Source organism: Pseudomonas sp. 9Ag, assembly GCF_902506445.1.
GTDB classification, from domain to species: Bacteria; Pseudomonadota; Gammaproteobacteria; order Pseudomonadales; family Pseudomonadaceae; genus Stutzerimonas; species Stutzerimonas stutzeri_AB.
Genome location: NZ_LR733836.1, coordinates 2457292 through 2481291, shown reverse-complemented (window position 1 = coordinate 2481291; position 24000 = coordinate 2457292). Strand labels below are relative to the sequence as shown.

The 24000-nt window shown below is 60.0% G+C and carries 21 protein-coding genes and 1 pseudogene; 4 read left to right on the top strand and 18 right to left on the bottom strand.

What is annotated here, in order from left to right; all coding sequences use genetic code 11:
* The first annotated feature begins 184 nt into the window (after positions 1 to 184).
* Positions 185 to 1012, top strand: coding sequence for an ammonia-dependent NAD(+) synthetase (gene nadE / locus ALTERO38_RS11015; RefSeq protein ID WP_102835412.1), 828 nt, complete (start codon positions 185 to 187; stop codon positions 1010 to 1012).
* Positions 1013 to 1085: 73 nt separating this feature from the next.
* Here the strand turns inward: nadE and ALTERO38_RS11010 are convergent, their stop codons facing one another.
* The 12 genes from ALTERO38_RS11010 to ccoN (ALTERO38_RS10955) form a co-directional block, all read right to left on the bottom strand.
* Positions 1086 to 1820 (bottom strand): sulfite exporter TauE/SafE family protein, encoded by a 735-nt coding sequence (locus tag ALTERO38_RS11010; RefSeq protein ID WP_102835411.1) that lies wholly within the window; start codon positions 1818 to 1820, stop codon positions 1086 to 1088.
* Positions 1813 to 2022: a cbb3-type cytochrome oxidase assembly protein CcoS gene (gene ccoS / locus ALTERO38_RS11005; RefSeq protein ID WP_102835410.1), complete on the bottom strand. Its 210-nt coding sequence runs from the start codon at positions 2020 to 2022 to the stop codon at positions 1813 to 1815. The genes ALTERO38_RS11010 and ccoS overlap by 8 nt, the downstream gene beginning before the upstream one ends.
* 54 nt (positions 2023 to 2076) lie before the next feature.
* Positions 2077 to 4515: a heavy metal translocating P-type ATPase gene (locus ALTERO38_RS11000; RefSeq protein WP_159968401.1), complete on the bottom strand. Its 2439-nt coding sequence runs from the start codon at positions 4513 to 4515 to the stop codon at positions 2077 to 2079.
* A 7-nt stretch (positions 4516 to 4522) separates the two neighbouring features.
* Entirely contained in the window at positions 4523 to 5026 is a 504-nt protein-coding gene (locus tag ALTERO38_RS10995; RefSeq protein ID WP_102835408.1) for a FixH family protein, read from the bottom strand.
* A gap of 11 nt (positions 5027 to 5037) precedes the next feature.
* Positions 5038 to 6450, bottom strand: coding sequence for a cytochrome c oxidase accessory protein CcoG (gene ccoG / locus ALTERO38_RS10990; protein WP_159968400.1), 1413 nt, complete (start codon positions 6448 to 6450; stop codon positions 5038 to 5040).
* A gap of 135 nt (positions 6451 to 6585) precedes the next feature.
* On the bottom strand, positions 6586 to 7503 hold the full coding sequence (gene ccoP / locus ALTERO38_RS10985) for a cytochrome-c oxidase, cbb3-type subunit III (RefSeq protein WP_102835406.1): 918 nt from the start codon (positions 7501 to 7503) through the stop codon (positions 6586 to 6588).
* Positions 7504 to 7686, bottom strand: coding sequence for a CcoQ/FixQ family Cbb3-type cytochrome c oxidase assembly chaperone (locus ALTERO38_RS10980; protein WP_045427751.1), 183 nt, complete (start codon positions 7684 to 7686; stop codon positions 7504 to 7506).
* A gap of 6 nt (positions 7687 to 7692) precedes the next feature.
* A complete protein-coding gene (ccoO, locus tag ALTERO38_RS10975) occupies positions 7693 to 8304 on the bottom strand; it encodes a cytochrome-c oxidase, cbb3-type subunit II (protein ID WP_159968399.1) in 612 nt (203 codons plus the stop codon).
* A gap of 12 nt (positions 8305 to 8316) precedes the next feature.
* Positions 8317 to 9744 (bottom strand): cytochrome-c oxidase, cbb3-type subunit I, encoded by a 1428-nt coding sequence (gene ccoN / locus ALTERO38_RS10970; protein ID WP_148924065.1) that lies wholly within the window; start codon positions 9742 to 9744, stop codon positions 8317 to 8319.
* 344 nt (positions 9745 to 10088) lie between these two features.
* On the bottom strand, positions 10089 to 11024 hold the full coding sequence (ccoP, locus tag ALTERO38_RS10965) for a cytochrome-c oxidase, cbb3-type subunit III (protein WP_045427743.1): 936 nt from the start codon (positions 11022 to 11024) through the stop codon (positions 10089 to 10091).
* Positions 11025 to 11123: 99 nt separating this feature from the next.
* A complete protein-coding gene (gene ccoO, locus ALTERO38_RS10960; RefSeq protein WP_102835403.1) occupies positions 11124 to 11735 on the bottom strand; it encodes a cytochrome-c oxidase, cbb3-type subunit II in 612 nt (203 codons plus the stop codon).
* An 11-nt stretch (positions 11736 to 11746) separates the two neighbouring features.
* The gene (gene ccoN / locus ALTERO38_RS10955) at positions 11747 to 13171 is read right to left on the bottom strand and encodes a cytochrome-c oxidase, cbb3-type subunit I (RefSeq protein ID WP_102835402.1); all 1425 of its coding nucleotides are present in this window, start codon (positions 13169 to 13171) and stop codon (positions 11747 to 11749) included.
* An 83-nt stretch (positions 13172 to 13254) separates the two neighbouring features.
* Between ccoN (ALTERO38_RS10955) and ALTERO38_RS10950 the strand changes: the two genes are divergently transcribed.
* The gene (locus tag ALTERO38_RS10950; RefSeq protein ID WP_159968398.1) at positions 13255 to 13938 is read left to right on the top strand and encodes an alpha/beta family hydrolase; all 684 of its coding nucleotides are present in this window, start codon (positions 13255 to 13257) and stop codon (positions 13936 to 13938) included.
* An 86-nt stretch (positions 13939 to 14024) separates the two neighbouring features.
* Here ALTERO38_RS10950 and ALTERO38_RS10945 read toward each other — a convergent pair whose 3' ends face one another.
* The 3 genes and pseudogenes from ALTERO38_RS10945 to acnA form a co-directional block, all read right to left on the bottom strand.
* Positions 14025 to 15143 carry a methyl-accepting chemotaxis protein gene (locus ALTERO38_RS10945; RefSeq protein WP_372239416.1) on the bottom strand — a complete coding sequence of 373 codons (1119 nt, stop codon included), beginning with the start codon at positions 15141 to 15143 and terminating at the stop codon, positions 14025 to 14027.
* A 117-nt stretch (positions 15144 to 15260) separates the two neighbouring features.
* Positions 15261 to 15593: pseudogene (locus ALTERO38_RS21805) on the bottom strand (PAS domain-containing protein); the annotation flags it as partial.
* Between the two features lie 237 nt (positions 15594 to 15830).
* The gene (gene acnA, locus ALTERO38_RS10940; protein WP_159968396.1) at positions 15831 to 18506 is read right to left on the bottom strand and encodes an aconitate hydratase AcnA; all 2676 of its coding nucleotides are present in this window, start codon (positions 18504 to 18506) and stop codon (positions 15831 to 15833) included.
* A gap of 309 nt (positions 18507 to 18815) precedes the next feature.
* Between acnA and rlmM the strand changes: the two genes are divergently transcribed.
* Together rlmM and tusA are read left to right on the top strand one after the other, a co-directional pair.
* Positions 18816 to 19865, top strand: coding sequence for a 23S rRNA (cytidine(2498)-2'-O)-methyltransferase RlmM (gene rlmM, locus ALTERO38_RS10935; protein ID WP_159968395.1), 1050 nt, complete (start codon positions 18816 to 18818; stop codon positions 19863 to 19865).
* A 54-nt stretch (positions 19866 to 19919) separates the two neighbouring features.
* A complete protein-coding gene (gene tusA, locus ALTERO38_RS10930) occupies positions 19920 to 20171 on the top strand; it encodes a sulfurtransferase TusA (protein ID WP_045427723.1) in 252 nt (83 codons plus the stop codon).
* Positions 20172 to 20198: 27 nt separating this feature from the next.
* On the opposite strand, the gene ALTERO38_RS10925 is transcribed toward tusA, so the two are convergent.
* From ALTERO38_RS10925 to coxB, 3 genes are read right to left on the bottom strand one after another with little or no spacing between them, the layout of a single operon-like run.
* Positions 20199 to 20558, bottom strand: coding sequence for a hypothetical protein (locus ALTERO38_RS10925; RefSeq protein ID WP_046161167.1), 360 nt, complete (start codon positions 20556 to 20558; stop codon positions 20199 to 20201).
* Entirely contained in the window at positions 20558 to 23089 is a 2532-nt protein-coding gene (gene ctaD, locus ALTERO38_RS10920; RefSeq protein WP_159968394.1) for a cytochrome c oxidase subunit I, read from the bottom strand. Before ctaD ends, ALTERO38_RS10925 begins: the two co-directional genes overlap by 1 nt.
* The gene (coxB, locus tag ALTERO38_RS10915) at positions 23086 to 23979 is read right to left on the bottom strand and encodes a cytochrome c oxidase subunit II (RefSeq protein WP_159968393.1); all 894 of its coding nucleotides are present in this window, start codon (positions 23977 to 23979) and stop codon (positions 23086 to 23088) included. Before coxB ends, ctaD begins: the two co-directional genes overlap by 4 nt.
* Positions 23980 to 24000: the final 21 nt, after the last annotated feature.

Genomic DNA, 24000 nt, shown 5'->3' with positions numbered 1-24000 from the left:
TCGGGTTGACTGCGGTGATCGGATTCTAGGGCGGGCGCCATTGCGTAGACTTGACCTGTATCAAGCGAGTCCAGACCCTGCTGCAGAGCTCGAGACCGGCGGTACATAGAAGGAGATTTATTGGCTGAGTTATGGTCGGATTAGCTACCGTCTTGCCAACCTTATCTACTGCAAGGAGAAACCCATGCATCATCGCCAGCAAGAAATCGCTGCTGCGCTTAACGTTTGTGCACCTTTCGATGGGGCCGCGGCAATACAGGCCGAGATTGACCGGCGGGTCGCCTTCATTCAGCAATGCCTGCGCGATTCTGGGCTCAAGACGCTGGTACTGGGCATCAGTGGTGGGGTCGACTCGACCACTGCCGGGTTGCTTGCGCAGCGCGCCGTTGAGGGCATGCGCGAAGCTGGCGAAGGCGACGACTACCGATTCATTGCTGTCCGCCTCCCCTACCAAGTCCAGCATGACGAAGATGAAGCGCAACTTGCAGTCGATTCGATCAAGCCGGATGAGTGCCATACGGTCAACATCGGCGCCGCCGTGCAAGGTTTGACGCGAGCGACCGAAGCGCTTGATGACTTGGCGCCGGAGAAACGTGACTTCGTTGTTGGCAATACCAAGGCGAGGATGCGCATGGTGGCGCAGTACACCATTGCCAATGCCCGGCAGGGACTGGTTATTGGCACCGATCATGCCGCCGAGGCGGTTATGGGGTTCTTTACCAAGTTTGGTGATGGCGCTTGTGACCTGACGCCGCTGGCCGGTCTGGTCAAGCATCAGGTTCGTGAGCTGGCTGCTGCGCTAGGCGCACCCGAGCAGCTGGTGAAGAAAGTCCCCACCGCCGATCTCGAGGAGCTTTCACCTGGCAAGCCGGACGAAGATGCTCACGGAGTGAGCTATCAGAATATCGACGCCTTTCTCCAAGGCCGGTCGGTGCCGGACGAGGCGGCTCGCATCATCATCGACACCTACGACAAATCTGCACACAAGCGACAGCTGCCGAAAGAGCCCTGAGTCAAACGCCGGTCAGATTAGGCCCGCTGAACGCATGCTTGCTACTCAGTGGGCTATCTCGGTCAGCGACCCTTCAGTGATGAACGTGCGTAGGCGCTTGCTGCGCGGACGCACTGTTAACGTGACCGTGGCCCATCAACCATTGCTGGTGAGGGCCTGGAAGCGTCCAGAGTCCGAAAAGAATTACCGTGAGTCCGCCGAGCATTCGTACGCCGCGTTTGCGAAGCAGCGCGGTAAGGCGTTCGGCGGCCAGGCCGGTCGCCAGAAGCACGGGCCAGGTGCCGATACCAAATGCCAACATCAGCAAGGCGCTATCCAGTGCATCGCCCTGGCTCGCGGCCCACAGTAGGGTGCTGTAAACAAGACCGCACGGCAGCCAACCCCAGAGAGCACCAAGCAGGAGTGCTCTTGGCACGCTCTTGACGGGCATCAACTTGCTTGCGAATGGTTGAATGTGCCGCCACAGGCCCCTACCGACTGCCTCGACACGCGTCAGGCCTGTCCACCATCCCGCCAGATACAGGCCCATGCTGATCAACAGAAGTGCGGCTAAAATTCGCAACGCCATCGCGAAAGGGCTGTTGGCAACGGCCCAGCCTGCCAGTCCGATGAGCAGGCCGGCACTGGTATAACTGAGTACCCGGCCCAGGTTATAGGCCACGAGCAAGCGCAGGCGTTTGCCACGCTGCTCAGCAGGAATGGCCATGGTCAGGGCACCCATCAAGCCGCCACACATGCCCAGACAGTGACCACCGCCAAGCAGGCCAAGCACCAGCGCCGACACCAGCAGAGGCAACAATTCACTCACGATCAGACTTCCCTTCATCGTGAGCTTTGTCTGCTTGCTCGATGCCTGCCCTGTGCTTTGGGTCCTCTTCGTCGAAAAGGATGCTGTGGGCCGGTCCGTCCAGATCATCGTACTGGCCGCTGTCGACGGCCCAGAAGAATATCCAGATGGCCAGCGCGACCAGAACCACGGCCACGGGAATCAAGATGTAAAGTGCGGCCAAAAGAGCCTCCAGAAGTGGTGGGTAACGCCAAGCCCCGAGTAGGCGCTACCTATCCTACGCCGGTCGGACCAGACTGTCGGGTCGCTGCTGATTCGGCACTCGGCTCAGGCGCAATGCGTTCAGTACGACCAGCAGCGAACTGGCAGACATGCCCAGAGCCGCCCATAGCGGTGTTACCCAGCCGATAGCCGCGAACGGCAAGATCAAGCCGTTGTACAGGCTCGCCCAAGTCAGGTTTTCGATGATGATGCGGCGGCTGCGGCGCGCCACGCTGAATGCTTGTACCAGACTGTCGAGACGGTTGCTGAGCAGTACGGCGTCAGCGCTGGTCTTGGCTAGATCGGTCGCTGACCCCATGGCCACGCTGATGTCCGCCGCTGCGAGGACCGGCGCATCGTTGACACCGTCGCCGATCATCAGCACACGACGACCGTCGGCTTGCAGTCTCTGCAGGTGGGTGAGTTTGTCGGTTGGGGTCATGCCGCCGTGGGCATCACTGATGCCGAGCTGCTGAGCAATTTCTCCTACCATCGGAGAGCTGTCGCCGGACAAGAGGACGGTGTCCCAGCCACGTGATCTACACGCCTGTAACAGTGCCGGCGCGTCATCGCGCAAGCGGTCGTTAAGCACTAGCCAGGCAAGAGGCCCCTGGGTGTCGCCCAACAGCAACCACTGGCCCTCTTTTCCGGGAATCTCGGGCGCTGCGCCGGCATAGCCGACCGCTACGAAATCGGGTTGTCCAATACGCAGCGTACGTTGGCCAACCGAACCTTCGAGGCCTAAGCCGGGAAAGCTGGTCACGGCATCGGCCGCCTGGGGCGCTCGACCAAACGCCCGGGCAATCGGGTGCTCGGAACGGTTTTCCAGGGCGGCGGCCAACTCCAGGCAGGCACCGGCTTCCAGCTCAGCCAGTGGTCGAACTTCATTCAAGGTCAGTCGCCCTTCGGTGAGGGTTCCGGTCTTGTCGAAGATCACCGTGTCGATGTGATTGAGCCCCTCCAGCACATGCCCCCGGGTGAGCAGTAGACCCAGTTTGTGCAGCGTGCCGGTGGCCGTGGTCAATGCGGTGGGCGTAGCCAATGACAAGGCACAGGGGCAGGTGGCCACGAGCAACGCAAGAACGATCCAGAAAGCGCGTTGCGGGTCGATCTGCCACCAGATAATGCCAACCACCGCGGCGGTCAACAGCACAATTATCAGGAACCACTGCGAAACGCGGTCGGCCAGTTCGGCCAGGCGTGGCTTGTCGGACTGCGCGCGCTCCAGCAGGGTGACAATGGCAGAAAGCCGCGTGTTGTCGCCCAGCGCTTGGACCTCGATGGTCAATGCGCCCTCGACGTTGAGGGTGCCCGCAGTGACGCTATCGCCAACGATCCGAGCTTGTGGCAGGTATTCGCCGGTGAGTACCGACTCGTCCACACTCGACTGGCCGCTGAGGATACGACCGTCGGCTGGAATCAGCGCGCCGGGTTGGACTAGTACTCGATCGCCAAGCTGCAGTTCTCGAAGCAGAATGCGAGCAGTCTGCCCGTCGTCGGCCAATTTCAGGCACGAAGCCGGCAGCAGATTGACCAGCTGTGCAGTCGCCGCAGCGGTGCGCTCGCGGGCACGGCGCTCGAGAAAGCGTCCAGCCAGAAGAAACAAGGCAAACATGCCCACGGCATCGAAATACAGCTCGCCCTGACCAGTGATCGTCGACCATATACCGGCGACGTAGGCGCCGCCGATCGCCAGCGAAACAGAAACGTCCATGGTCAGGTGACGGGTGCGCAGGTCGCGCATTGCACCTTTGAAGAAGTCGGTGCAGCAATAGAACACGATCGGAGTGGTAAGGAGCAGAGCGGTCCAGCGAAGGATGCTAGCCATGCCTGGCGAGAGGTCGATGTTGAATTCGGGCCAGGTCGCCATGGTCGCCATCATCACCTGCATCCAGAGCAGGCCGGCTACCCCCAGCTGGCGCATGCTGCGGCGGTTCTCTTGAGCAAGCCGTTCTGCCGCCTGGTCCGCTTGATAGGGATGGGCAGCGTAACCGACACGACGAAGCTCGGCGAGTAGCTCGCTGAGCGGCAACGAGGCATCATTCCAGCGTACTCGCAGGCGGTGGTTTGACAAGTTAAGGCTGGCCTCGGACACCGCGTCGAGCCGGCGCAGGTGTTTTTCGATCAGCCAGCCGCAAGCGGCACAGCTGATGCCTTCAATCATTAGCGAGGCATCGGCCAGCTCACCTTCGTGACGTACGAAAGGCTCTTGTACGTCCTTGCGATCGTAAAGCTCCAGCTCTTCGGTCAGCGCTTGCGGCAGTGTGTCGGGATTGATGGAAGCGTCGCTGCGGTGCGAATAGTAGCTTTCCAGGCCGCCCTGGACGATTGCTTCCGCAACGGCCTGACAGCCAGGACAGCACAGCGCCCGCTGCTCGTTCAGCACGCGGGCGTGGTAGGCGCTGCCAGCAGGAACTGGTAGCCCGCAGTGGTAGCAGGGGACAGGGCTTGCCATCGCTCGGTCAGTAGCTCAGTTTGATCGTCTGACCGCTAGCGATTTCCTTTTCCTCGAATAGCCTCCAATCCTGGTCACCCTCACGACCAAGCAGCTCAACGAAGCGCCTGCCGGTGACCGGCTCCTGCATCTGGCCCTGATAGAAGCCATCGCCCTGCGGCTGTAGAACGATGCGACGATCGCGTTCTGGCTGCGTAGGGGAGATCAGGTTGAGTATGACTTGTTGCGGGCGGCTCGAACCGCTCAGCTGGACCTCGGCGAGCCCGCGCTCGTCGTTGAGGTTGAGTTGCGCCTGCATTTGCAGGCGCTCAGCGAGCTTTTCGCGTTCCAGTGACTGGTTTATACCCTTGCCGGCGTCGTAATAGTTGTCGGAGACGAGGGTGTCGGCATTGCGAATCGCGATTGTCAGCATCGATGTGCCAAGGATGACTGACATCAGCAGGATGCCGATCACGAACCAGGCCCAGAACTGCTTGTACCAACGGGTACTTTCTTGCTCGGAATTGCTCATGTACTACCTGTTTAGCGGATGCTGGGGCCGATGAAGCGGCTTTCTGCTTCATCTTCAATTGAGGAATCATCTGCCGATCTGATGTGGAAGATGACTTCGTTTGTGCTCGACGGAAGCTGTTCTGGTGCGACGGACAGCTCTACTGGAACGGTGACCAGTTCACCCGCTTCAGCTCGCACCTCGTTGCGCCCTTCGTATTGCAAACCTTCAAGGCCAACGGCTTCGATGATGAATGTCTGCTCACTCTGGGCCTTGTTCATCACCTTGAGCGTGTAGACGTTTTCGATCCGTCCTTGCTCGTTTTCCCGGTAAAGCACGCGGTCCTTGAGCACATCGAGCTTGACGAGCGCACGGTCCGAGACGGCATAGGCGAACACGCCCATCATCGCCGTCAGCGCAACGGCATAGCCAATCAGTCGCGGCCGCACCAGATGGGTTTTTTGTCCGGACAGGTTGTGCTCGGTGGTGTAGCTGATCAGCCCGCGCGGGTAGTTCATCTTGTCCATTATGGTGTCGCAAGCGTCAATGCAGGCGGCGCACCCGATACATTCGATCTGCAGTCCGTCGCGGATGTCGATGCCGGTGGGACATACCTGCACGCACATGGTGCAATCGATGCAATCTCCCAGGCCCATTGCTTTGTAGTCGGCATCCTTTTTCCGCGGACCACGACGCTCGCCGCGGCGTGGATCGTAGGAGACGATCAGGGTGTCCTTGTCGAACATCACGCTCTGGAAACGAGCGTACGGGCACATGTAGATGCACACCTGCTCGCGCAAGTAACCCGCGTTGCCGTAAGTCGCTAGGGTGAAGAACCCCACCCAGAACAAAGCCCATCCGCCTACCTGAAGGGTCACGAGATCAGGGACCAGGTCCCTGATCGGTGTGAAATAGCCGACAAAGGTAATACCGATCGCCAGAGAAACTGCCAGCCAGATCGAGTGCTTGGCGGCTTTGCGCATGAACTTGTTGGCACTCATGGGCGCCTTGTCGAGTTTCATGCGCTGGTTTCGGTCACCCTCTGTGACCTTCTCTGCCCACATGAAGACCCAGGTAAACACGCTCTGGGGACAGGTGTAGCCACACCAGACGCGACCAGCGAAAACGGTGATGAAGAACAGGCCGAATGCGCAAATGATCAACAGGGCAGAAAGCAGGATGAAGTCCTGCGGCCAGAAGGTGGCGCCAAAGATATAGAACTTGCGCTCTGGCAAGTCCCACCAGACCGCCTGCCGTCCGTTCCAGGTCAGCCACACGGTGCCGAAGTAAAGTACGAACAGCAGCGCCCCGCCAGCGAGTCGCAAGTTGCGAAACAGGCCGCTGAAGGCTCGTGTATAGATCTTTTCGCGCGCGGCGTAGAGGTCGCCCGATGCTTCGGACTTGGAGGGAGGTGTTACGTTGCGGACGGGAATCTGCTCAGTCATCAAGTGCGTACCACGGCGGAGGGTGAGTGTCCCGGCCGATGCATGTCGGCCGGGATCTTTTGCTTACCTGCTGCGAATGGTACGCCTCGTCAGTCGAACTAAGGTGCGACCTTGGGTCGCGCCAGGACCGATGGATCAGTCCTCCGACTCTTGCGAGAGGCTATACACATACGCTGCCAGCAGGTGCACCTTGTCGTTGCCAAGAATGTGCTCCTGGGCGGGCATACGGCCATTTCGGCCGTAGCGCAGGGTCTGCTGAATCTGTCCGAAACTCGAGCCGTAAAGCCAGACGTTGTCGGTCAGGTTCGGCGCGCCCATGGCCTGAGTGCCTTTGCCTGCAGGACCATGACAAGCTACACAATTGGCGGCAAAGATTTTTTGACCCTGCTCAATGTCGACGTTAATACCCTCGGGGGTATCGCGGCCCGATAGGCTACGTACGTAGCCAGCGACATTACTGATGCCATCTTCGCCAATCACATCGCGCCATGCGGGCATCGCTGCCTGCCGTCCGCCCATGATGGTGGTTTTGATGGTTTCAGGCGCGCCGCCCCATAGCCAGTCGTTGTCGGTCAGGTTGGGGAAGCCGTAGGCGCCCTTGGCATCCGAACCGTGGCAGACGGAGCAGTTGGAAGCGAACAGGCGACCACCCATTTTCAGGGCTTGCGGATCCTGAGCGACCTGTTCGACAGGCATTGCTGCGAATTTGGCATAAAGCGGGCCGTACTGCTCGTCCGCCTTGTCCATCTCGCGCTGCCATTCCTTCACCTGGGTCCAGCCACCTTCGTAGCCGGGCAGCATGCCCTTCCAGTTACCCAGCCCTGGATACAGCGCCAGGTAACCCAATGCGAAGATCACCGTGGCAACGAACAGCAGGAACCACCAGCGCGGGAGCGGGTTGTCGTACTCCTCGATTCCATCATAGGAATGGCCAACGGTTTCTTCGGTGCTGTCGTGGCGTTGTCCCTTGCGAGTGGCGAGCAATAGCCAGACCAGTGCGGCAATGGTCCCCAGGCTCAGCAGGGTGATGTACCAACTCCAAAACGAGGTCATTTATTTCTTACTCCTGGAAGCTTCTTCATCACGCTTGTTGGCGTCGGGCTCATCCGCGAAGGGCAGGTTGGCCGCTTCGTCGAAGCTTTTCTTGCGCTTGCTGCTATAAGCCCAGAGGATGATGGCTATCATTGCGACGAAAACAAGAATGGTGCCCAGGCCGCGAAGAGTCCCGATATCCATGGTGCGTTACCGTTTGTTGGTGAGTGCAGTGCCGAGTACTTGCAGGTAGGCGACAAGGGCATCCATTTCGGATTTACCTTTGACCGCGTCCTTAGCGCTGGCGATGTCTTCTTCGGTGTAAGGCACGCCAACGCTGCGCAGCGCAACCATCTTGTCGGCGGTGTTCTTGCCATCAAGGCTGTGCTCGACCAGCCATGGGTAGGACGGCATCTTCGATTCAGGCACTACGTTGCGCGGGTTGTAGAGGTGCGCGCGGTGCCAGTCATCGGAGTAGCGGCCGCCGACACGTGCCAGGTCCGGGCCGGTACGCTTGGATCCCCACAGGAACGGGTGGTCGTACACGCTCTCACCCGCTACCGAGTAGTGACCATAGCGCTCGGTTTCAGCGCGGAACGGACGAACCATCTGCGAGTGACAGCCAACGCAACCTTCGCGGATGTAGATGTCACGGCCTTCGAGCTGCAACGCTGTGTAGGGCTTCATGCCTTCCACGGGCTCGTTGACCACGTCCTGAAAGAACAGCGGAACGATCTGGGTCAGACCGCCGATGCTCACTGCGAGGATCATGAACAGGGTCAGCAGACCGATGTTCTTTTCGAGTATTTCGTGATTCTTCATTTATCGGTTCCCTCAGGCGATCTGCGCAGCGGCTTCGAATTCAGCCGACTTGGCGGCACGCACAGTGCGCCAGGTGTTGTAAGCCATCAGCAGCATGCCGGCGAGGAAGAACGCGCCGCCCAGTGCTCGCACGATGAAGCCTGGATGGCTGGCTTCCAGTGCCTCGACGAAGGAGTAGGTCAGCGTGCCGTCTTCGTTGATTGCGCGCCACATCAGGCCCTGCGTGATGCCGTTGACCCACATCGACGCGATATAAAGCACGGTACCGATGGTCGCCAGCCAGAAGTGGGCGTTGATCAGACCGATGCTGTACATCTGCTCGCGAGCGAAGACTTTCGGAATCAGGTGATACAAGGAGCCGATGGAGATCATTGCCACCCAGCCGAGGGCTCCGGCGTGAACGTGGCCGATGGTCCAGTCGGTGTAATGGGACAGGGCGTTGACGGTCTTGATGGCCATCATCGGACCTTCGAAGGTCGACATGCCATAGAACGCCAGGGACACGACCAGGAAGCGCAGAATCGGGTCGGTGCGCAGCTTATGCCAGGCACCCGACAGGGTCATCATGCCGTTGATCATGCCGCCCCAGCTCGGTGCCAGCAGGATGATCGACATTACCATGCCAAGGCTCTGAGCCCATTCGGGCAGCGCGGTGTAGTGCAGGTGGTGAGGGCCGGCCCAGATATAAAGCGTGATAAGTGCCCAGAAGTGCACGATGGACAGGCGGTAAGAGTAGACCGGACGGCCAGCCTGCTTGGGTACGAAGTAATACATCATTCCCAGGAAGCCGGTGGTCAGGAAGAAGCCCACGGCGTTGTGGCCGTACCACCACTGGACCATCGCATCGGTCGCACCTGAGTAGACCGAGTAGGATTTGAACCAGCTTACCGGCACTTCCAGGTTGTTGACGATATGCAGCATCGCCGTGACCAGGATGAAAGCACCGTAGAACCAGTTGCCCACATAGATGTGCGCGGCCTTGCGCTTCATGATCGTGCCGAAGAACACCACGGCATAGCTGACCCAGACGAGGGTGATCAGGATGTCGATCGGCCACTCGAGCTCAGCATATTCCTTGGAACTGGTGAAGCCTTGCGGCAACGTGATTACCGCGAGAACGATGACCGCCTGCCAACCCCAGAACACGAACGACGCGAGACCGTCCGAGAACAGGCGGGCCTGGGAGGTCCGCTGCACCACATAAAATGATGTGGCCATCAGGGCACAACCACCGAAGGCGAAGATCACCGCGTTGGTGTGAAGTGGGCGTAAACGACCGAAACTTGTCCAGGGCAGGTCGAAGTTGAGTTGAGGCCAGACCAGCTGTGCGGCGATAAACACACCCAGGCCCATTCCGATAATTCCCCACACCACCGTCATGATGGCGAATTGGCGAACCACCTTATAGTTATATGCAGTCTCACTTATTGCTGTGCTCATGCAAGGCTTCCACGCTAATGGCATTTCAAGGGGGCAAAAACGGCGGCAAGTATGGAGAAAGGAGGGGGGCAATGCAATCAAGGCCCAGGCCGTCTCATGCCGTTCGGACCCTGATTCCAAGCGTTTTCCATGCTCTTTGCAGGGTCGTTTAGCACATCATGCCGATGTGATGAATCGAGGGCTTCGCCTTATAGTTCTGCGCGACTTCGGCGAGTAGAGAGGAATATTAGATCAGCGGGAGGAAGGAGCAAACGGAGGAGGGGTGGGTGGTCTGCGACAGAGCGTCGCATGGAGCAGAAAGTTGATCAGAAGCAGGGCGATACGGCGTATCGCCCTGTAGAGCGTTATTGCTTGGCTACGCGTTCTGGTTGCTGTGAAAGGCTATAAACGTAAGCGGCCAGGAGGTGCACTTTGTCGTTGCCCAGGTATTGTTCCTGCGCAGGCATCTGCCCGTTGCGGCCGTGACGAATGGTCTGCTGCAGCTGCGGCAGGCTTGAGCCGTAGATCCAGCCGGCTGGGTTGGTCAGCTTGGGTGCGCCGAGGGCGGCCATGCCTTCCCCATTTGCACCGTGGCAGACCGAGCAGGTCTGAGCGTAGACCTGGCCACCCGCAGCAGTGTCTGCATCGCTGCCTTCTGGCAGGGGCAGACCACCGAGATCATTGCGTACATAGGCGGCAACGTTCTTCACGCCTTCCTCACCGATGACCTGACCCCAAGCCGGCATCGCTGCCACGCGACCGTGGAGGATAGTTGTCTTGATGGTTTCGGCATCGCCGCCCCAGCGCCATTCACTATCCGCCAGATTCGGGAAACCGACCGCGCCCTTGGCGTCCGAGCCGTGGCAAACCGAGCAGTAGTTGGCGAACAGACGACCGCCGATCTTCAGCGCCCGCTCGTCCTGAGCGACCTGCGCTACAGTCATGGCGGAATATTTGGCGAAGATCGGGCCAAATTTCGCGTCAGCCTGATCAACTTCACGCTGCCATTGCTTGTCCTGGGTCCAGCCGTCTTCATAGCCTGGCATCACGCCTTTCCAGTTACCCAGGCCCGGGTAGAGCACCAGGTAGAAAATGCCGAACACCAAGGTGCCGATGAAGAGCATGAACCACCACCGAGGCAGCGGATTGTCGTATTCCTCAATACCGTCGAAGGAATGTCCCATGGTCTTGTCGGTCGTGCCTGCAGATTCGCCCTTACGGGTAGCGAAGATCAGCCAGAACAGAGCGACAATGGTGCCCAGCGTCAGCAGGGCGATGTATCCACTCCAGAAAGCGTTCATCTGTTACTCCTGGGCAGCCCGAACGCTCGAGCTGCCCGCGATGTTGGTTCCCTGACGGCTGCGCTGCAGCGCGTCGTTCTCGATAGCTTGCCGTCGATCTCAGCGCTTGTTCTGCAGCGCGGTACCGAGCACCTGCAGGTAGGCCACCAGAGCGTCCATCTCGGTCTTGCCCTTGACAGCGTCTCCCGCAGTGGCGATGTCCTCGTCGCTGTACGGCACGCCGACGGTGCGCAGCGCTTTCATCTTGGTGGCGGTGTCCTGGCCGTCAAGGGTGTCCTCAACCAGCCACGGATATGACGGCATCTTCGATTCAGGCACGACGTTGCGCGGGTTGTAGAGGTGCGCACGGTGCCAGTCATCGGAGTAACGGCCGCCGACGCGGGCCAGGTCCGGACCGGTACGCTTGGAGCCCCACAGGAACGGGTGGTCGTACACGCTTTCACCCGCCACCGAGTAGTGTCCATAACGCTCCGTCTCAGCACGGAACGGACGGATCATCTGAGAGTGACAGCCGACGCAGCCTTCACGGATGTAGATGTCACGGCCTTCCAGCTGCAGCGCGGTGTAAGGCTTCATGCCTTCTACCGGCTCGTTGACCACGTCCTGAAAGAACAGCGGAACGATCTGGGTCAGACCGCCGATGCTCACTGCCAGAATCATGAACAGAGTCAGCAGGCCGACGTTTTTCTCTAGTATTTCGTGCTTCTTCATCAGTCTGCTCCTCAGGCGATCTGCGCGGCGGCTTCGTATTCGGCCGGCTTGGCGGCCTGTACGGTGCGCCAGGTGTTGTAGGCCATCAGCAACATGCCGGTGAAGAAGATCGCACCACCGATCATGCGTACCACAAAGCCCGGATGACTGGCTTCAAGCGCTTCGACGAAGGAGTAGGTGAGGGTGCCGTCTTCGTTGATCGCACGCCACATAAGGCCCTGAGCGATGCCGTTGACCCACATCGAGGCGATGTAGAGCACGGTGCCGATGGTGGCGAGCCAGAAGTGCGCGTTGATCAGGCCGATGCTGTGCATCTGGACACGACCGAACACTTTCGGAATCAGGTGATAGAGCGCACCGATGGAGACCATGGCCACCCAGCCGAGCGCACCTGCATGAACGTGACCGATGGTCCAGTCGGTGTAGTGGGACAGCGCGTTGACGGTCTTGATGGCCATCATCGGGCCTTCGAAGGTCGACATGCCATAGAAAGCCAAAGATACGACCAGGAAGCGCAGGATGGGGTCGCTGCGCAACTTATGCCAGGCCCCGGAAAGCGTCATCATGCCGTTGATCATGCCACCCCAGCTTGGCGCCAGCAGAATCAGCGACATCACCATGCCCAGCGACTGCGCCCAGTCCGGCAGTGCTGTGTAGTGCAGGTGGTGTGGGCCGGCCCAGATGTAGACGGTGATCAGTGCCCAGAAGTGGACGATCGACAGACGATAGGAATACACGGGACGTTCAGCCTGCTTGGGCACGAAGTAGTACATGATCCCGAGGAAGCCTGCAGTGAGGAAGAACCCTACGGCGTTGTGGCCGTACCACCACTGGACCATCGCATCGGTCGCACCGGCATACACCGAGTAGGACTTCATTGCTGTGACCGGCACTTCGAGGTTGTTGACGAGATGCAGAATCGCCACGGTCAGGATGAAGGCGCCGAAGAACCAGTTGCCGACGTAGATGTGCTTGACCTTGCGCGTGGCCAGGGTGCCGAAGAACACGACCGCGTAGGACACCCAGACGATGGTGATCAGGATATCGATCGGCCATTCCAGTTCGGCGTATTCCTTGGAACTGGTAAAGCCCAGCGGCAGAGAGATCGCGGCCAGCAGGATGACCAGTTGCCAACCCCAGAACGTGAACGCGGCCAGCTTTGGTGCGAACAGAGTGGTCTGACAGGTGCGCTGGACCGAATAGTAAGACGTCGCGAACAATGCACAGCCGCCGAAGGCGAAGATCACCGCGTTGGTGTGCAATGGGCGTAGACGACCGAAACTGGTCCATGGGAGGTCAAAGTTGAGAAATGGCCAGGCCAATTGTGCTGCGATGAAAACGCCGAGCCCCATCCCGACGATTCCCCACACCACCGTCATGATGGCAAATTGGCGGACCACCTTGTAGTCATAGGCGGTACTGGTTGCTGTGTTCATGTATGGGCTTCCATCCACGGTAATGAGCATGTTTTTCTGTTGCGGTGAGCAGAGATTTCTTTCAATAGAAAGCGGGGGCAAGGATGGGCACTGGGCAAATGGCCGGTATTGACGCCGGTCAATACTCACAGGGCGAGGAAATTCCATTCGTCCGGCGTGATCAACCAAAGGGGACGGTTTGCGCGGGCCTGATCCTGGCGCATGGAGCCGGCGCTCCGATGGACAGCCCGTTCATGGAGCAGATGACTGAACGGCTGGTGGCGCGGGGCGTGGCGGTCTTTCGTTTCGAGTTTGCCTATATGGCCCGCAGGCGCATCGATGAACGCAAGCGTCCGCCAAATCCACAGGCGCAGTTGCTTCAGCAATGGCGGGCGGTTTATCGAACGGTGCGACAGCAAACCGCAGGGCGATTGGCGATCGGTGGCAAGTCGATGGGCGGGCGAATGGCGAGCATGTTGGCTGACGAGCTCGCGGTTGATGCGCTGGTATGTTTGGGCTATCCGTTTCATGCCGTGGGCAAGCCGGAAAAACCACGAGTGGCGCACCTGGCAGAGCTGCGAACACCGACGCTGATTATTCAGGGGGAGCGCGATGCCCTGGGTAACCGAGACACCGTCGCCGGCTACTCCCTGTCGCCGGCGATTCGCCTCGATTGGCTGATGGCGGCCGATCATGATCTCAAACCACTGAAACGCTCAGGCTTTACCCACGAACAGTCTCTGGACAAGGCTGCGGACGCAATCGCGGCATTCCTCGGCAGCCTTTAGGCTCGATCAAATCCAAAATGCCCGCTACCGTGACGCGGTAAGCGGGCATGCTTGGTGGCCTCAACAATACTGAGATGAGGCTTTAGTTAGCGGTTGAAGCGCTCTACCAGGCTGTACTGCGACTGAGCAGTCGCCGCCAGGTCTTCGGAAAGCAGCGCCGAGCTCTGTGCATCGCCAGAGGTTTGGTCGGCAAGGCGAGCGATATTGCCAACGTTCTGGCTGATTTCGTCAGCCACTGCGCTTTGCTGCTCGGTTGCGGAAGCGATCTGCGCGGTCATGTCGATAATACGGCCCACCGCCTCGCTGATGCCTGTTAGTGCCCCGTCGGCGTCAATGACGCGCTCTACGCCGCGGCTCGCCTGGCTTCGGCCTTGCTCGGTGGTTTCCACGGCCTGGCGCGCCTGCTGCTGCAGCTTTTCGATCAGCTGATGAATCTGTCCCGTGGCGGATGCCGTGCGCTGAGCCAGTTGCCGGACCTCGTCAGCCACCACAGCGAAGCCTCGACCGCTTTCACCCGCTCGCGCGGCTTCGATGGCTGCGTTCAGTGCCAGCAGGTTGGTCTGGTCGGCAATGCTCTTGATCACATCAACCACGGTGCCGATCTCGTTACTGTTCTGTGCCAGTGCGGACACCGCGTCGCCGGTTTCGGTGACGGCCGCGGCCAGTAGTTCGATGGCTTTGCGCGTCTGCGAGCTGATCTGCCGACCCTGAGCAGTGAGCTGGTTGGCTTGTTCGGTGGCCTCCGCTGCAAGGGCTACGTTGCTGGCGACCTCCTGGGTGGTGGCGGCCATCTGCGTGATTGCGGCAGCGACCTGCTCGGTCTCGTGATGCTGGCGCGACAATCCATCAGAGCAGCTATGGGCCAGGTTGTCCGCCCGCTTGGCCTGCTGCTGCAGTTGCACGGCGCTGTCCTGCAGGCGGGTCAGGCATGTTTTGAGTCGTGCATGCTCGCTGAGCAGGGCCATTTCCAGCTGTGCCTCGGCGCCATGGCTGTCGGTATACATTTTAGCGATCAGCGGATCACTGGTTGACTGCTGAGCCAGGCCGAGCAATCGCTGCATCCCGCGCATCTGCCAGTGACGACCGATCAATCCGAGGGGTATCGACAGCAGAGCGGCGAGCGCGAACCCCCAGCCGTGGTCGTGCCAAGCGCCGATCAGGAAGCCAATCTGGCTGATGACGATAAAGGGCAGCCAATTGACCACGGTTGGGAGCCACTTGTCGCGCTGGGGAACCCCACTTTTCCCCGCGTTTAGCCGAGCATAGAGCGCTTCCGCACGCCCGACCTGTTCGCGGGTTGGCTTGGTGCGAACCGACTCATATCCGATGACCTTGCGCTGAGCATCCAGCACTGGCGTGACGTAAGCGTTGACCCAATAGTGATCGCCGTTGTTGCGGCGGTTCTTGACGATGCCCATCCAGGGCTTGCCGTCCTTGAGTGTGGCCCACATATGGCCGAACACCGCCGAAGGGACGTCTGGATGGCGTATCAGGCTATGTGGTGCGCCGATCAGCTCACTGCGTTCAAAGCCACTGACCTCAGCAAAGATGTCGTTGCAATAAGTAATCTTGCCGGTCAGGTCAGTGGTGGAAATCAATCTTTGCTGATCGGGAAACGCATATTCACGTTGAGTAACGGGCTGGTTGTTTCGCATGCAATACGCCTGGCAAGTCGGGGTGGCCATGGCCACTTATTATGTTCGGTCAGTCCGCAAATTTGCGGCTCTGGGAATGATGGCATTTTGACGCCAAGTTCACGACCGTTGTGCTTGGCATCGTAACGGCTGATTTTCCAAAGACTTAAGCGACAGTGGATAAATGGCAGCACAAAAAAAGCCCACTGCAGATGTGCTGCAGCGGGCCTTCATTGAAGCGACGTCTGTTTCTGTCTTTCAGCCCTCGATCAACTGGCGCAGCACGTAATGCAAAATACCGCCGGCTTTGAAGTACTCAACCTCGTTGAGGGTGTCGATGCGGCAGAGCACCTGAAAGCTGTCGCGGCCACCGTCGGCACGTTCCAGGTCGACTGTCAGCAGCTGACGTGGCTTGATGTCGGCGCCCAGGCCGCGTATCGACAGCTTCTCGTTTCCGGTCAGCCCCAGCGACTGCCGGGTCTGGTCGCCGACGAACTGCAGCGCCAGAACGCCCATGCCGATCAGGTTCGAACGGTGGATTCGCTCAAAGCTCTCGGCAATAACGGCTTTCACCCCTAGCAGATTGGTGCCTTTCGCGGCCCAGTCGCGGCTGGAACCGGTGCCGTACTCTTTGCCCGCGATGACGACCAGGGGCACAGCCTCCGCCTGGTAACGCATCGCAGCGTCATAGATGGACATCCGTTCGCCACTTGGCTGATACAGGGTGTTGCCGCCTTCTTCGCCGCCGAGCATCTCGTTTTTGATGCGGATGTTGGCAAAGGTGCCGCGCATCATGACTTCGTGATTACCGCGGCGCGAACCATAGGAGTTGAAGTCCTCCGGCTGTACGCCCAGCTCCTGCAGATAGACGCCGGCAGGGGAGCTGGCCTTGATGTTGCCGGCCGGAGAGATGTGGTCCGTGGTGATGGAGTCACCAAATACCGCAAGGACTCGCGCGTTCTCAACATCCTTCGGTGGCGTCAGGGGTTGCCCGATGTCCTCGAAGAAGGGTGGGTTCTGCACATAGCTGGAACTGTTGTTCCATTTATAGGTGTCGCCAGCGGTGACCGCAATGGACTGCCAATGCTCATCGCCGCTGAATACATCGGCGTAGCGGGTGCGGAACATCTGTCCGTCGATCTTGCTGACCGCTTCGTCCACCTCCGCACTGGTCGGCCAGATGTCCTTGAGATAGACCGGCTGGTTCTGTTTGTCGTAGCCGATCGGATCCTTGTCCATGTTGATCCGGGTGGTGCCGGCCAGGGCGAAAGCCACTACCAGTGGCGGCGAAGCCAGCCAATTGGCTTTGACCAGCGGATGCACCCGGCCTTCGAAGTTGCGGTTGCCGGACAACACCGAAGACACCACCAGATCGTTGTCGGTGATGGCCTGGCCAATGGCGTCAGGCAGCGGGCCAGAGTTACCGATGCAGGTGGTGCACCCGTAGCCGACCAGATTGAAGCCCAGCTGATCGAGGTAGGTGGTCAACCCAGCGCGTTCAAGGTAATCGGTGACCACCTTGGAGCCGGGGGCGAGCGAGGACTTCACCCATGGCGCTCTCTGCAAGCCACGCTCCAGCGCTTTCTTCGCCACCAGACCAGCGGCCATCAGCACGTTCGGGTTGGAGGTGTTGGTGCAAGAGGTGATGGCTGCAATGACCACAGCGCCATGCTTGAGGCCGTATTCTTCGCCGGTAACCGGGAACGATGCGTCGATCTGCTGCGTCTTGCCGCTGGTTTCCAGGAGCAGATCGAAATTCGCGCCGATATCGCCGAGCGTTACCCTGTCCTGCGGACGCTTCGGGCCGGCGAGCGATGGTTTGACTTCGGCCAGATCCAGTTCCAGCGTGGCGGTAAACACCGGATCCGGCGAGTTGTTGTCGCGCCACATGCCCTGAGCCTTGCTATAAGCCTCGACCAGCGCAATGCGGTCTTCGTCACGACCGGTCAGACGCAGGTAATCGATGGTGATCTGGTCCACGGGAAAGAAGCCGCAGGTCGCGCCATATTCCGGCGCCATGTTGCCGATCGTCGCGCGGTCGGCGAGGGGGAGGTGATCCAGACCGGGCCCGAAGAACTCGACGAACTTGCCCACGACACCGTGCTTGCGCAGGATCTGCGTCACGGTCAGCACCAGATCGGTGGCCGTCACGCCTTCGTTGAGCTTGCCGGTCAGGCGCATGCCGATCACTTCCGGGATCAGCATCGAGACCGGCTGGCCGAGCATCGCCGCTTCCGCCTCGATGCCGCCCACGCCCCAGCCCAGCACGCCAAGACCGTTAATCATGGTGGTGTGTGAGTCAGTGCCGACCAGGGTGTCAGGGTAGGCGATGGTTTCGCCGTTCTCTTCCTTGGTCCAGACGACCTGGCCTAGATATTCCAAATTCACCTGGTGACAGATGCCGGTGCCCGGCGGTACCACGCGAAAATTGTCGAAGGCCTGCTGGCCCCAGCGTAGGAACTCGTAACGTTCACCGTTGCGCTGCATCTCGATATCGACGTTCTGCTCGAACGCCTTGTCGGTACCGAAGCGGTCGACCATCACCGAGTGGTCGATTACCAGATCCACCGGCGACAACGGGTTGATCCGCTGTGGGTCGGCACCGGCACGGGAAACCGCATCTCGCATGGCAGTCAGATCGACCACGGCGGGCACGCCGGTAAAGTCCTGCATCAATACACGTGCCGGGCGGTACTGGATCTCTCGTTCGGAGGTATGCGTCTGAAGCCACACCGCCAGCGAGTTGAAGTCATCGGCGCGAACCGTCACGTCATCTTCCCAGCGCAGCAGGTTTTCCAGCAGCACCTTGAGCGAGGTCGGCAAACGGCTGATGTCGCCGAGCTGCTTCGCCGCTTCGGGGAGGCTGTAGTAGTGGTAGGTTTTGCCGTTAACGTCGAGGCTGCGACGGCAATTCAGGCTGTCCAGGGATGGCATTGGTCTCTCCTTGTGCCCGCACGGCCGGGCTGATTGAGTCGGGAGCGTTCTTTAGAACCTAGCGCCTGGCGAAAGGGTTCGCCACGAAACTGGCCGCCAATCGAAATGGCGAAGAGTGCGGGAGTCGGGCCGCGACAGCGTGTTTGCAGCCGCCTAAAGGCGCTGCTTGCCGGGGTGCAAACGACTCCTGCAACTGTTCACTGGACCGAACCAGTAAGCCCGTGGTTCCCCACTCGGCTATCATGTGCGCCTTTTGTCGTAGGGGGTGCTGGCGCCGATGCGCTTTGCGCCGCTTATAGGGTTCGTATCATGAATACATTGCTGCTGCATTGCCGCCCCGGTTTCGAGAACGAGGTGTGCGCCGAAATCAGCGACCAGGCCGCTCGCCTCGATGTGGCCGGCTACGCCAAGGCCAAAGCCGACAGTGCCTGTGCCGAGTTCATCTGCAACGACGCAGCAGGACCAGAGCGCATGATGCGTGGTGCGCGGTTCGCTCGGCTGATATTTCCCCGGCAGTGGGCGCGCGGCGAATGGCTGGCGCTGCCGGAAACCGACCGGATCGGTGTGTTGCTCGAACGCCTCAAATCAATGCCGGTGTGCAGCAGCCTGTGGCTGGAAGTGGTGGACACCAACGATGGCAAGGAGCTTTCCAACTTCTGCCGAAAATTCGAGGGTCCGTTGCGCAAGGCGCTGGAAAAGGCCGGCAGATTGAAGGAGGGCGGTCAGGGGCCGCGCCTGTTGCTTACGTTCAAGAGTGGTCGTGAGGTCTTTGTTGGCCTGGCCGAGGCGGACAACAGCGCTATGTGGCCGATGGGTATCCCTCGGCTGAAATTCCCCCGCCAAGCGCCGAGTCGTTCGACTTTGAAACTCGAGGAGGCGTGGCATCATTTTATTCCTCGCGATCAGTGGGACGAGCGCTTGGCTCCAGGCATGACGGCCGTTGACCTCGGCGCCTCCCCGGGCGGCTGGACGTGGCAGCTGGTCAACCGGGAAATCGAGGTAATGGCGGTGGACAACGGGCCAATGAACGAAGAGCTCCTCGAGTCCGGTCTGGTCGGCCATTACCGTGCTGATGGCTTTGCCTTCCGCCCCAAGCGCCCTGTGAATTGGATGGTTTGCGACATCGTCGAGAAGCCCGCAAAGAATGCCGCATTGCTCGAAACCTGGATCGGCGAAGGCTTGTGCCGTGAGGCTGTGGTCAACCTGAAGCTTCCAATGAAACAGCGCTACGCCGAGGTGAAGCGGCTCTTGGAACGCATCGCCGACGGGCTTGCCGAACGAGGAGTGAAGGCGAGCATCGGCTGCAAGCAGCTATACCATGACCGCGAGGAAGTGACTTGCCATCTGCGTCGGCTGTAAACCCTGCCGCCTGCTGCTGGCGCGACAATACCGTCCTGTTTTCTGGAGCCCCTGATGTCTCGAACTACCGAACTGTCCGCTGATGCGCTGCTCGATGCCAGCGGCCTCAACTGCCCTGAGCCGGTCATGATGCTGCACAACAAGGTGCGCGATCTGCCTGCGGGCGACGTCTTGAAAGTCATTGCGACCGATCCATCGACCCAGCGCGATATCCCCAAGTTTTGCGTGTTTCTGGGCCACGAGCTGGTCGACCAGCAGGCTGACGACGGCACTTATCTGTACTGGATCCGCAAGAAGCTCGACTGAACGCCTCGCAACATACGGGCGCCTCGTTCAGACGCAGGGTGGTAGAAACACCAGCTGCATGCCGACGAAGACCGTCGCCAACGCCGCGATGAAGTGAATCCCGGACGACACCTTGAGCACGAAAACCTGCCGATCATTGAGATCGTTGGGTTCGTGTGCCAGCTTCCAGGTCCGGCGCCCTAGCCACAGCAGCAGCACAATCACCAGCACCGTGAACAGGCCGAAGCTTGCATTCAGCCAGTTGAATACTCCCTGGCTGGGGTCCGGTGGTGCGATGCCGCAGACCACCGCGTGCGATCCGTACATCGCGGCAAACCAGAGGCTCCAGATGGTCAGCCCAAACGGAATCTGAATGGGATGAAAGACGGAGGTGCGGTTGTACTTCATCAGGCACCTCCCCATGCATTCGGGAACAGGACAATCGCGGCGTACGCGCTCCATATCACGCCGAGGTTGTAGTACCAAAGCTGCTCGACGACCACCACCTCATATGGCGCCTTGTCGCCGACGTAGCCGTACATCACCCGCAGGGTCTGCAGCAGCGTGAGTATCGTCGCCAGCCCGCAATGAATCAGGCCGTAGGCCAGAATCACGAAGACCACCGCGTCGTGCGCCGTCTCAGTCACCTTCAGGTTCGCCGTCAGCAGCAGCCACAGCAACATGGCCCACTGTACGGCGCCTGTCGCCGTGATGGCGCCGAGGTTGAGCATCAACTGCCCGCCGCTTCCCCGACGCAGCCGGCCGGGCACGAGTCGCATCCACATCGTCCCAATCGTCAGCAGCACCGCACTTGCGAGCATCAGCCAGCCGTTCAGGTCGGAATGCTCCGGCACCATCCATTCGGGTGAGACTGTCCACAGGTAGAACCAGCCGAACAGCAACGACAAGTAAAGGGTGCCGTCGGCCAGTAGGGTGACGCCCATTCCCCAGAGGCCGGGTCCGTCAAAGGTCCGCGAGTGCAGCGGTGGCTCGCCAGGTTGCGTTTGCGCATCGGGCGCGGCGGCGGGATGGGCACCGTTCTCCCAGGACCAGCGGAACAGCACGATCAAGGTGGCGACCGTAGCGATCAACGCGACCCAGTAGAACTTGTTCAGCAGGCTCAGGCAGAGCACCGCCAGAAACACCGAAGCCACGAATGGCCACCAACTGTTGCCGGGCAAATGAATGATTTCGCGGACTTTGCCGCTCAGCGGATCCGAGCCCCAGGTTTCACGACGACCATGGTCGATAGCCTTCAAGGAATGCTCGCCGCGGGCGATGCTGTGGGGCAGGTCGGGGTCTTTCCATAGCGGATGACGGTCGGTGATGTCTGGCAAGCTGACGAAGTTGTACGGGCTCGGCGGCAGGCACGTGGCCCACTCCAGGGTGTCGGCATTCCAGGGGTTAGTTTTTGCCGGTTGACCGAAGCGGAAGTGCAGCACGATATCCAGCAAAATGGTGCCGATGCCGATGGCCATGATGAAGCTGCCGATCGAGGAAATCAGGTTGGGCAGGTCCCAGCCCAGACCGGTGTCGTAGGTGTAGACCCGTCGCGGCATGCCGAGCAGGCCAGTCCAGTGCATGATCAGGAACGTGGTGTTGAAGCCGATGAACACCAGCCAGAAGCCCCAACGGCCCAGACGCACAGACGGCATACGGCCGGAGAAGTGCGGCAGCCAATAATAGAGCCCGGCCATCAACGGAAAGAACATCCCGCCCACCAGCACGTAATGCATGTGCGCGACGATGAAGTGGGTGTCATGCACCTGCCAGTCGAAGGGCACTAGCGCCACCATCACCCCGGTCAGGCCGCCACAGACGAACACGATCAGGAAGCCGACCAGCCAGAGCATCGGCACGTGATAGACCGGTTTACCCAGCCATAACGTCGCGATCCAGGCAAAGATCTGCACGCCAGTGGGTATTGCCACGAGCATGCTCGCCGCGGAGAAGAACCCCAGCGCCAATGCCGGAATGCCGACGGTAAACATGTGATGCACCCACAACCCAAAACTCAGGAACCCGGTGGTCAGTACACCGAGCACCACCCAGCGATACCCCACCAGTGGTCGCTGACAAAACACCGGTAGCAGGGTCGAGACGATTCCGGCCCCGGGCAAGAAGATGATGTACACCTCCGGATGGCCGAACAGCCAGAAGAGGTGTTGCCAGAGCACCGGGTCGCCGCCTTTGGACGCATCGAAAAAGGGCAGCCCGGCAGCACGTTCGAGCTCCAGCAGAATGCTGCCCAGGATCAGTGGCGGGAAGCCGAACACGATCATCAACGCCATGACCAGGATGTACCAGGCGTACAGCGGCATCTTGTGCAGCGCCATGCCATTGGTGCGCGTGCGCAGGATCGAGACCACCAGCTCGACACCGGCACTGACCGCAGAGATCTCCACGAAGGTGATGCCGAGCAGCCAGAAGTCCGAGTTGACGCCCGGCATGTGTGCCGAACTCGACAGCGGCGTATACATGAACCAGCCCGCTTTTGGCGCGACGCCGAGAAACACGCTCGACAACAGGATGATGCCGCCGAACAGGTAGCAGAAGTAGCCGAGTGACGAAAGACGCGGGAAGATCAAGTCCCGTGCGCCGATCATCTTCGGAATCAGGTAGACCGCCAGGCCCTCCATCATTGGCACGGCGAAGAGGAACATCATCACCGAGCCGTGCATGGTGAAGACCTGGTTGTAAACCTCCGGCTCCATCAGCACATACCCGGGCAAGGCCAGTTGTGTGCGGATGAGCATGGCCATCAGCCCACCAATCAAGAAGAACACGGCGCCGGTGACCAGAAAACGCAGGCCAATGGTGGTGTGGTTGACAATCGTCAGCGCGCGCCAGCCGCGCGGATTGCCCCAGACTTCGTTGAACTGGTCGTGCAGCTGATCCGGATCCGTGCTGGGTTTGCTGCTTTGGTCGAGTTGAGTCATGGAGCGAGCGTCTCCAGCCAATCGGCAATCTGATCGAGGGTTTGCGGCGGAACGTCGTCATGCGCAGGCATACCGTTGCCGAATTTGAGCGTCTTGTGTTCGCGGAGCCACTGACGCAATCCGTCATGGTCGTTGTCGATCACGCCAGCGCCGAGGCTTGGCCGTGTGGCAAGGTCTGAGAGGTCCGGCGCGCGACTGCCGTTGGTGATCCCCGCGACACGATGGCACTGACCGCAGCGCTCATCGAACACCCGACCGGCGTCGCCGGGCGCGCGTTGCTCGATACTGAGGTTCTCCCGTGCGGCGATCCATTGATCGAAACCGACTTCGTCCAGCGCCTCGACGTGCAGTTTCATGTGCGCATGCTGCAACCCGCAGAATTCCGAACACTGACCGTGGAAGACGCCGGTATGACCCGCCTGCAGGCGAATGACGTTGGTGCGTCCGGGGATCATGTCCATTTTGCCGCCGAGTCGCGGAATCCAGAACGAATGGATGACGTCGGCGCTGGTGACGTTTACGTCTATCAGCCGTCCGGCCGGGATGATCAGCTGGTTCGCGGTGGTGACGCCGCTGTCCGGGTAGTGCACCTCCCACCACCATTGGTGACCGGTGACTTCAATCTTCAACGGCTGCTGACCCTCGACCGGCAACGGCATCATGCTGCGCCCGGTGGGGATGCCGAAGATCAGCAGAACAACGATGCTCAGGCTCGGCAGCACGATACCGCCACCAATGACCCAGCGTCGGTTGATCCTCACTGCCTGTTCTTTGCTGGTCTCCCGCGGCTTGCGTGCCAGTGCATAGATCCAGATGGCGCTGACCGCGACCAGCACCAGCGTGGCGAAGGCAAACATGCCCCACCAGACATGAGCGATCTGGCGTGCCATATGACTGGCTGGGTTGAGCGA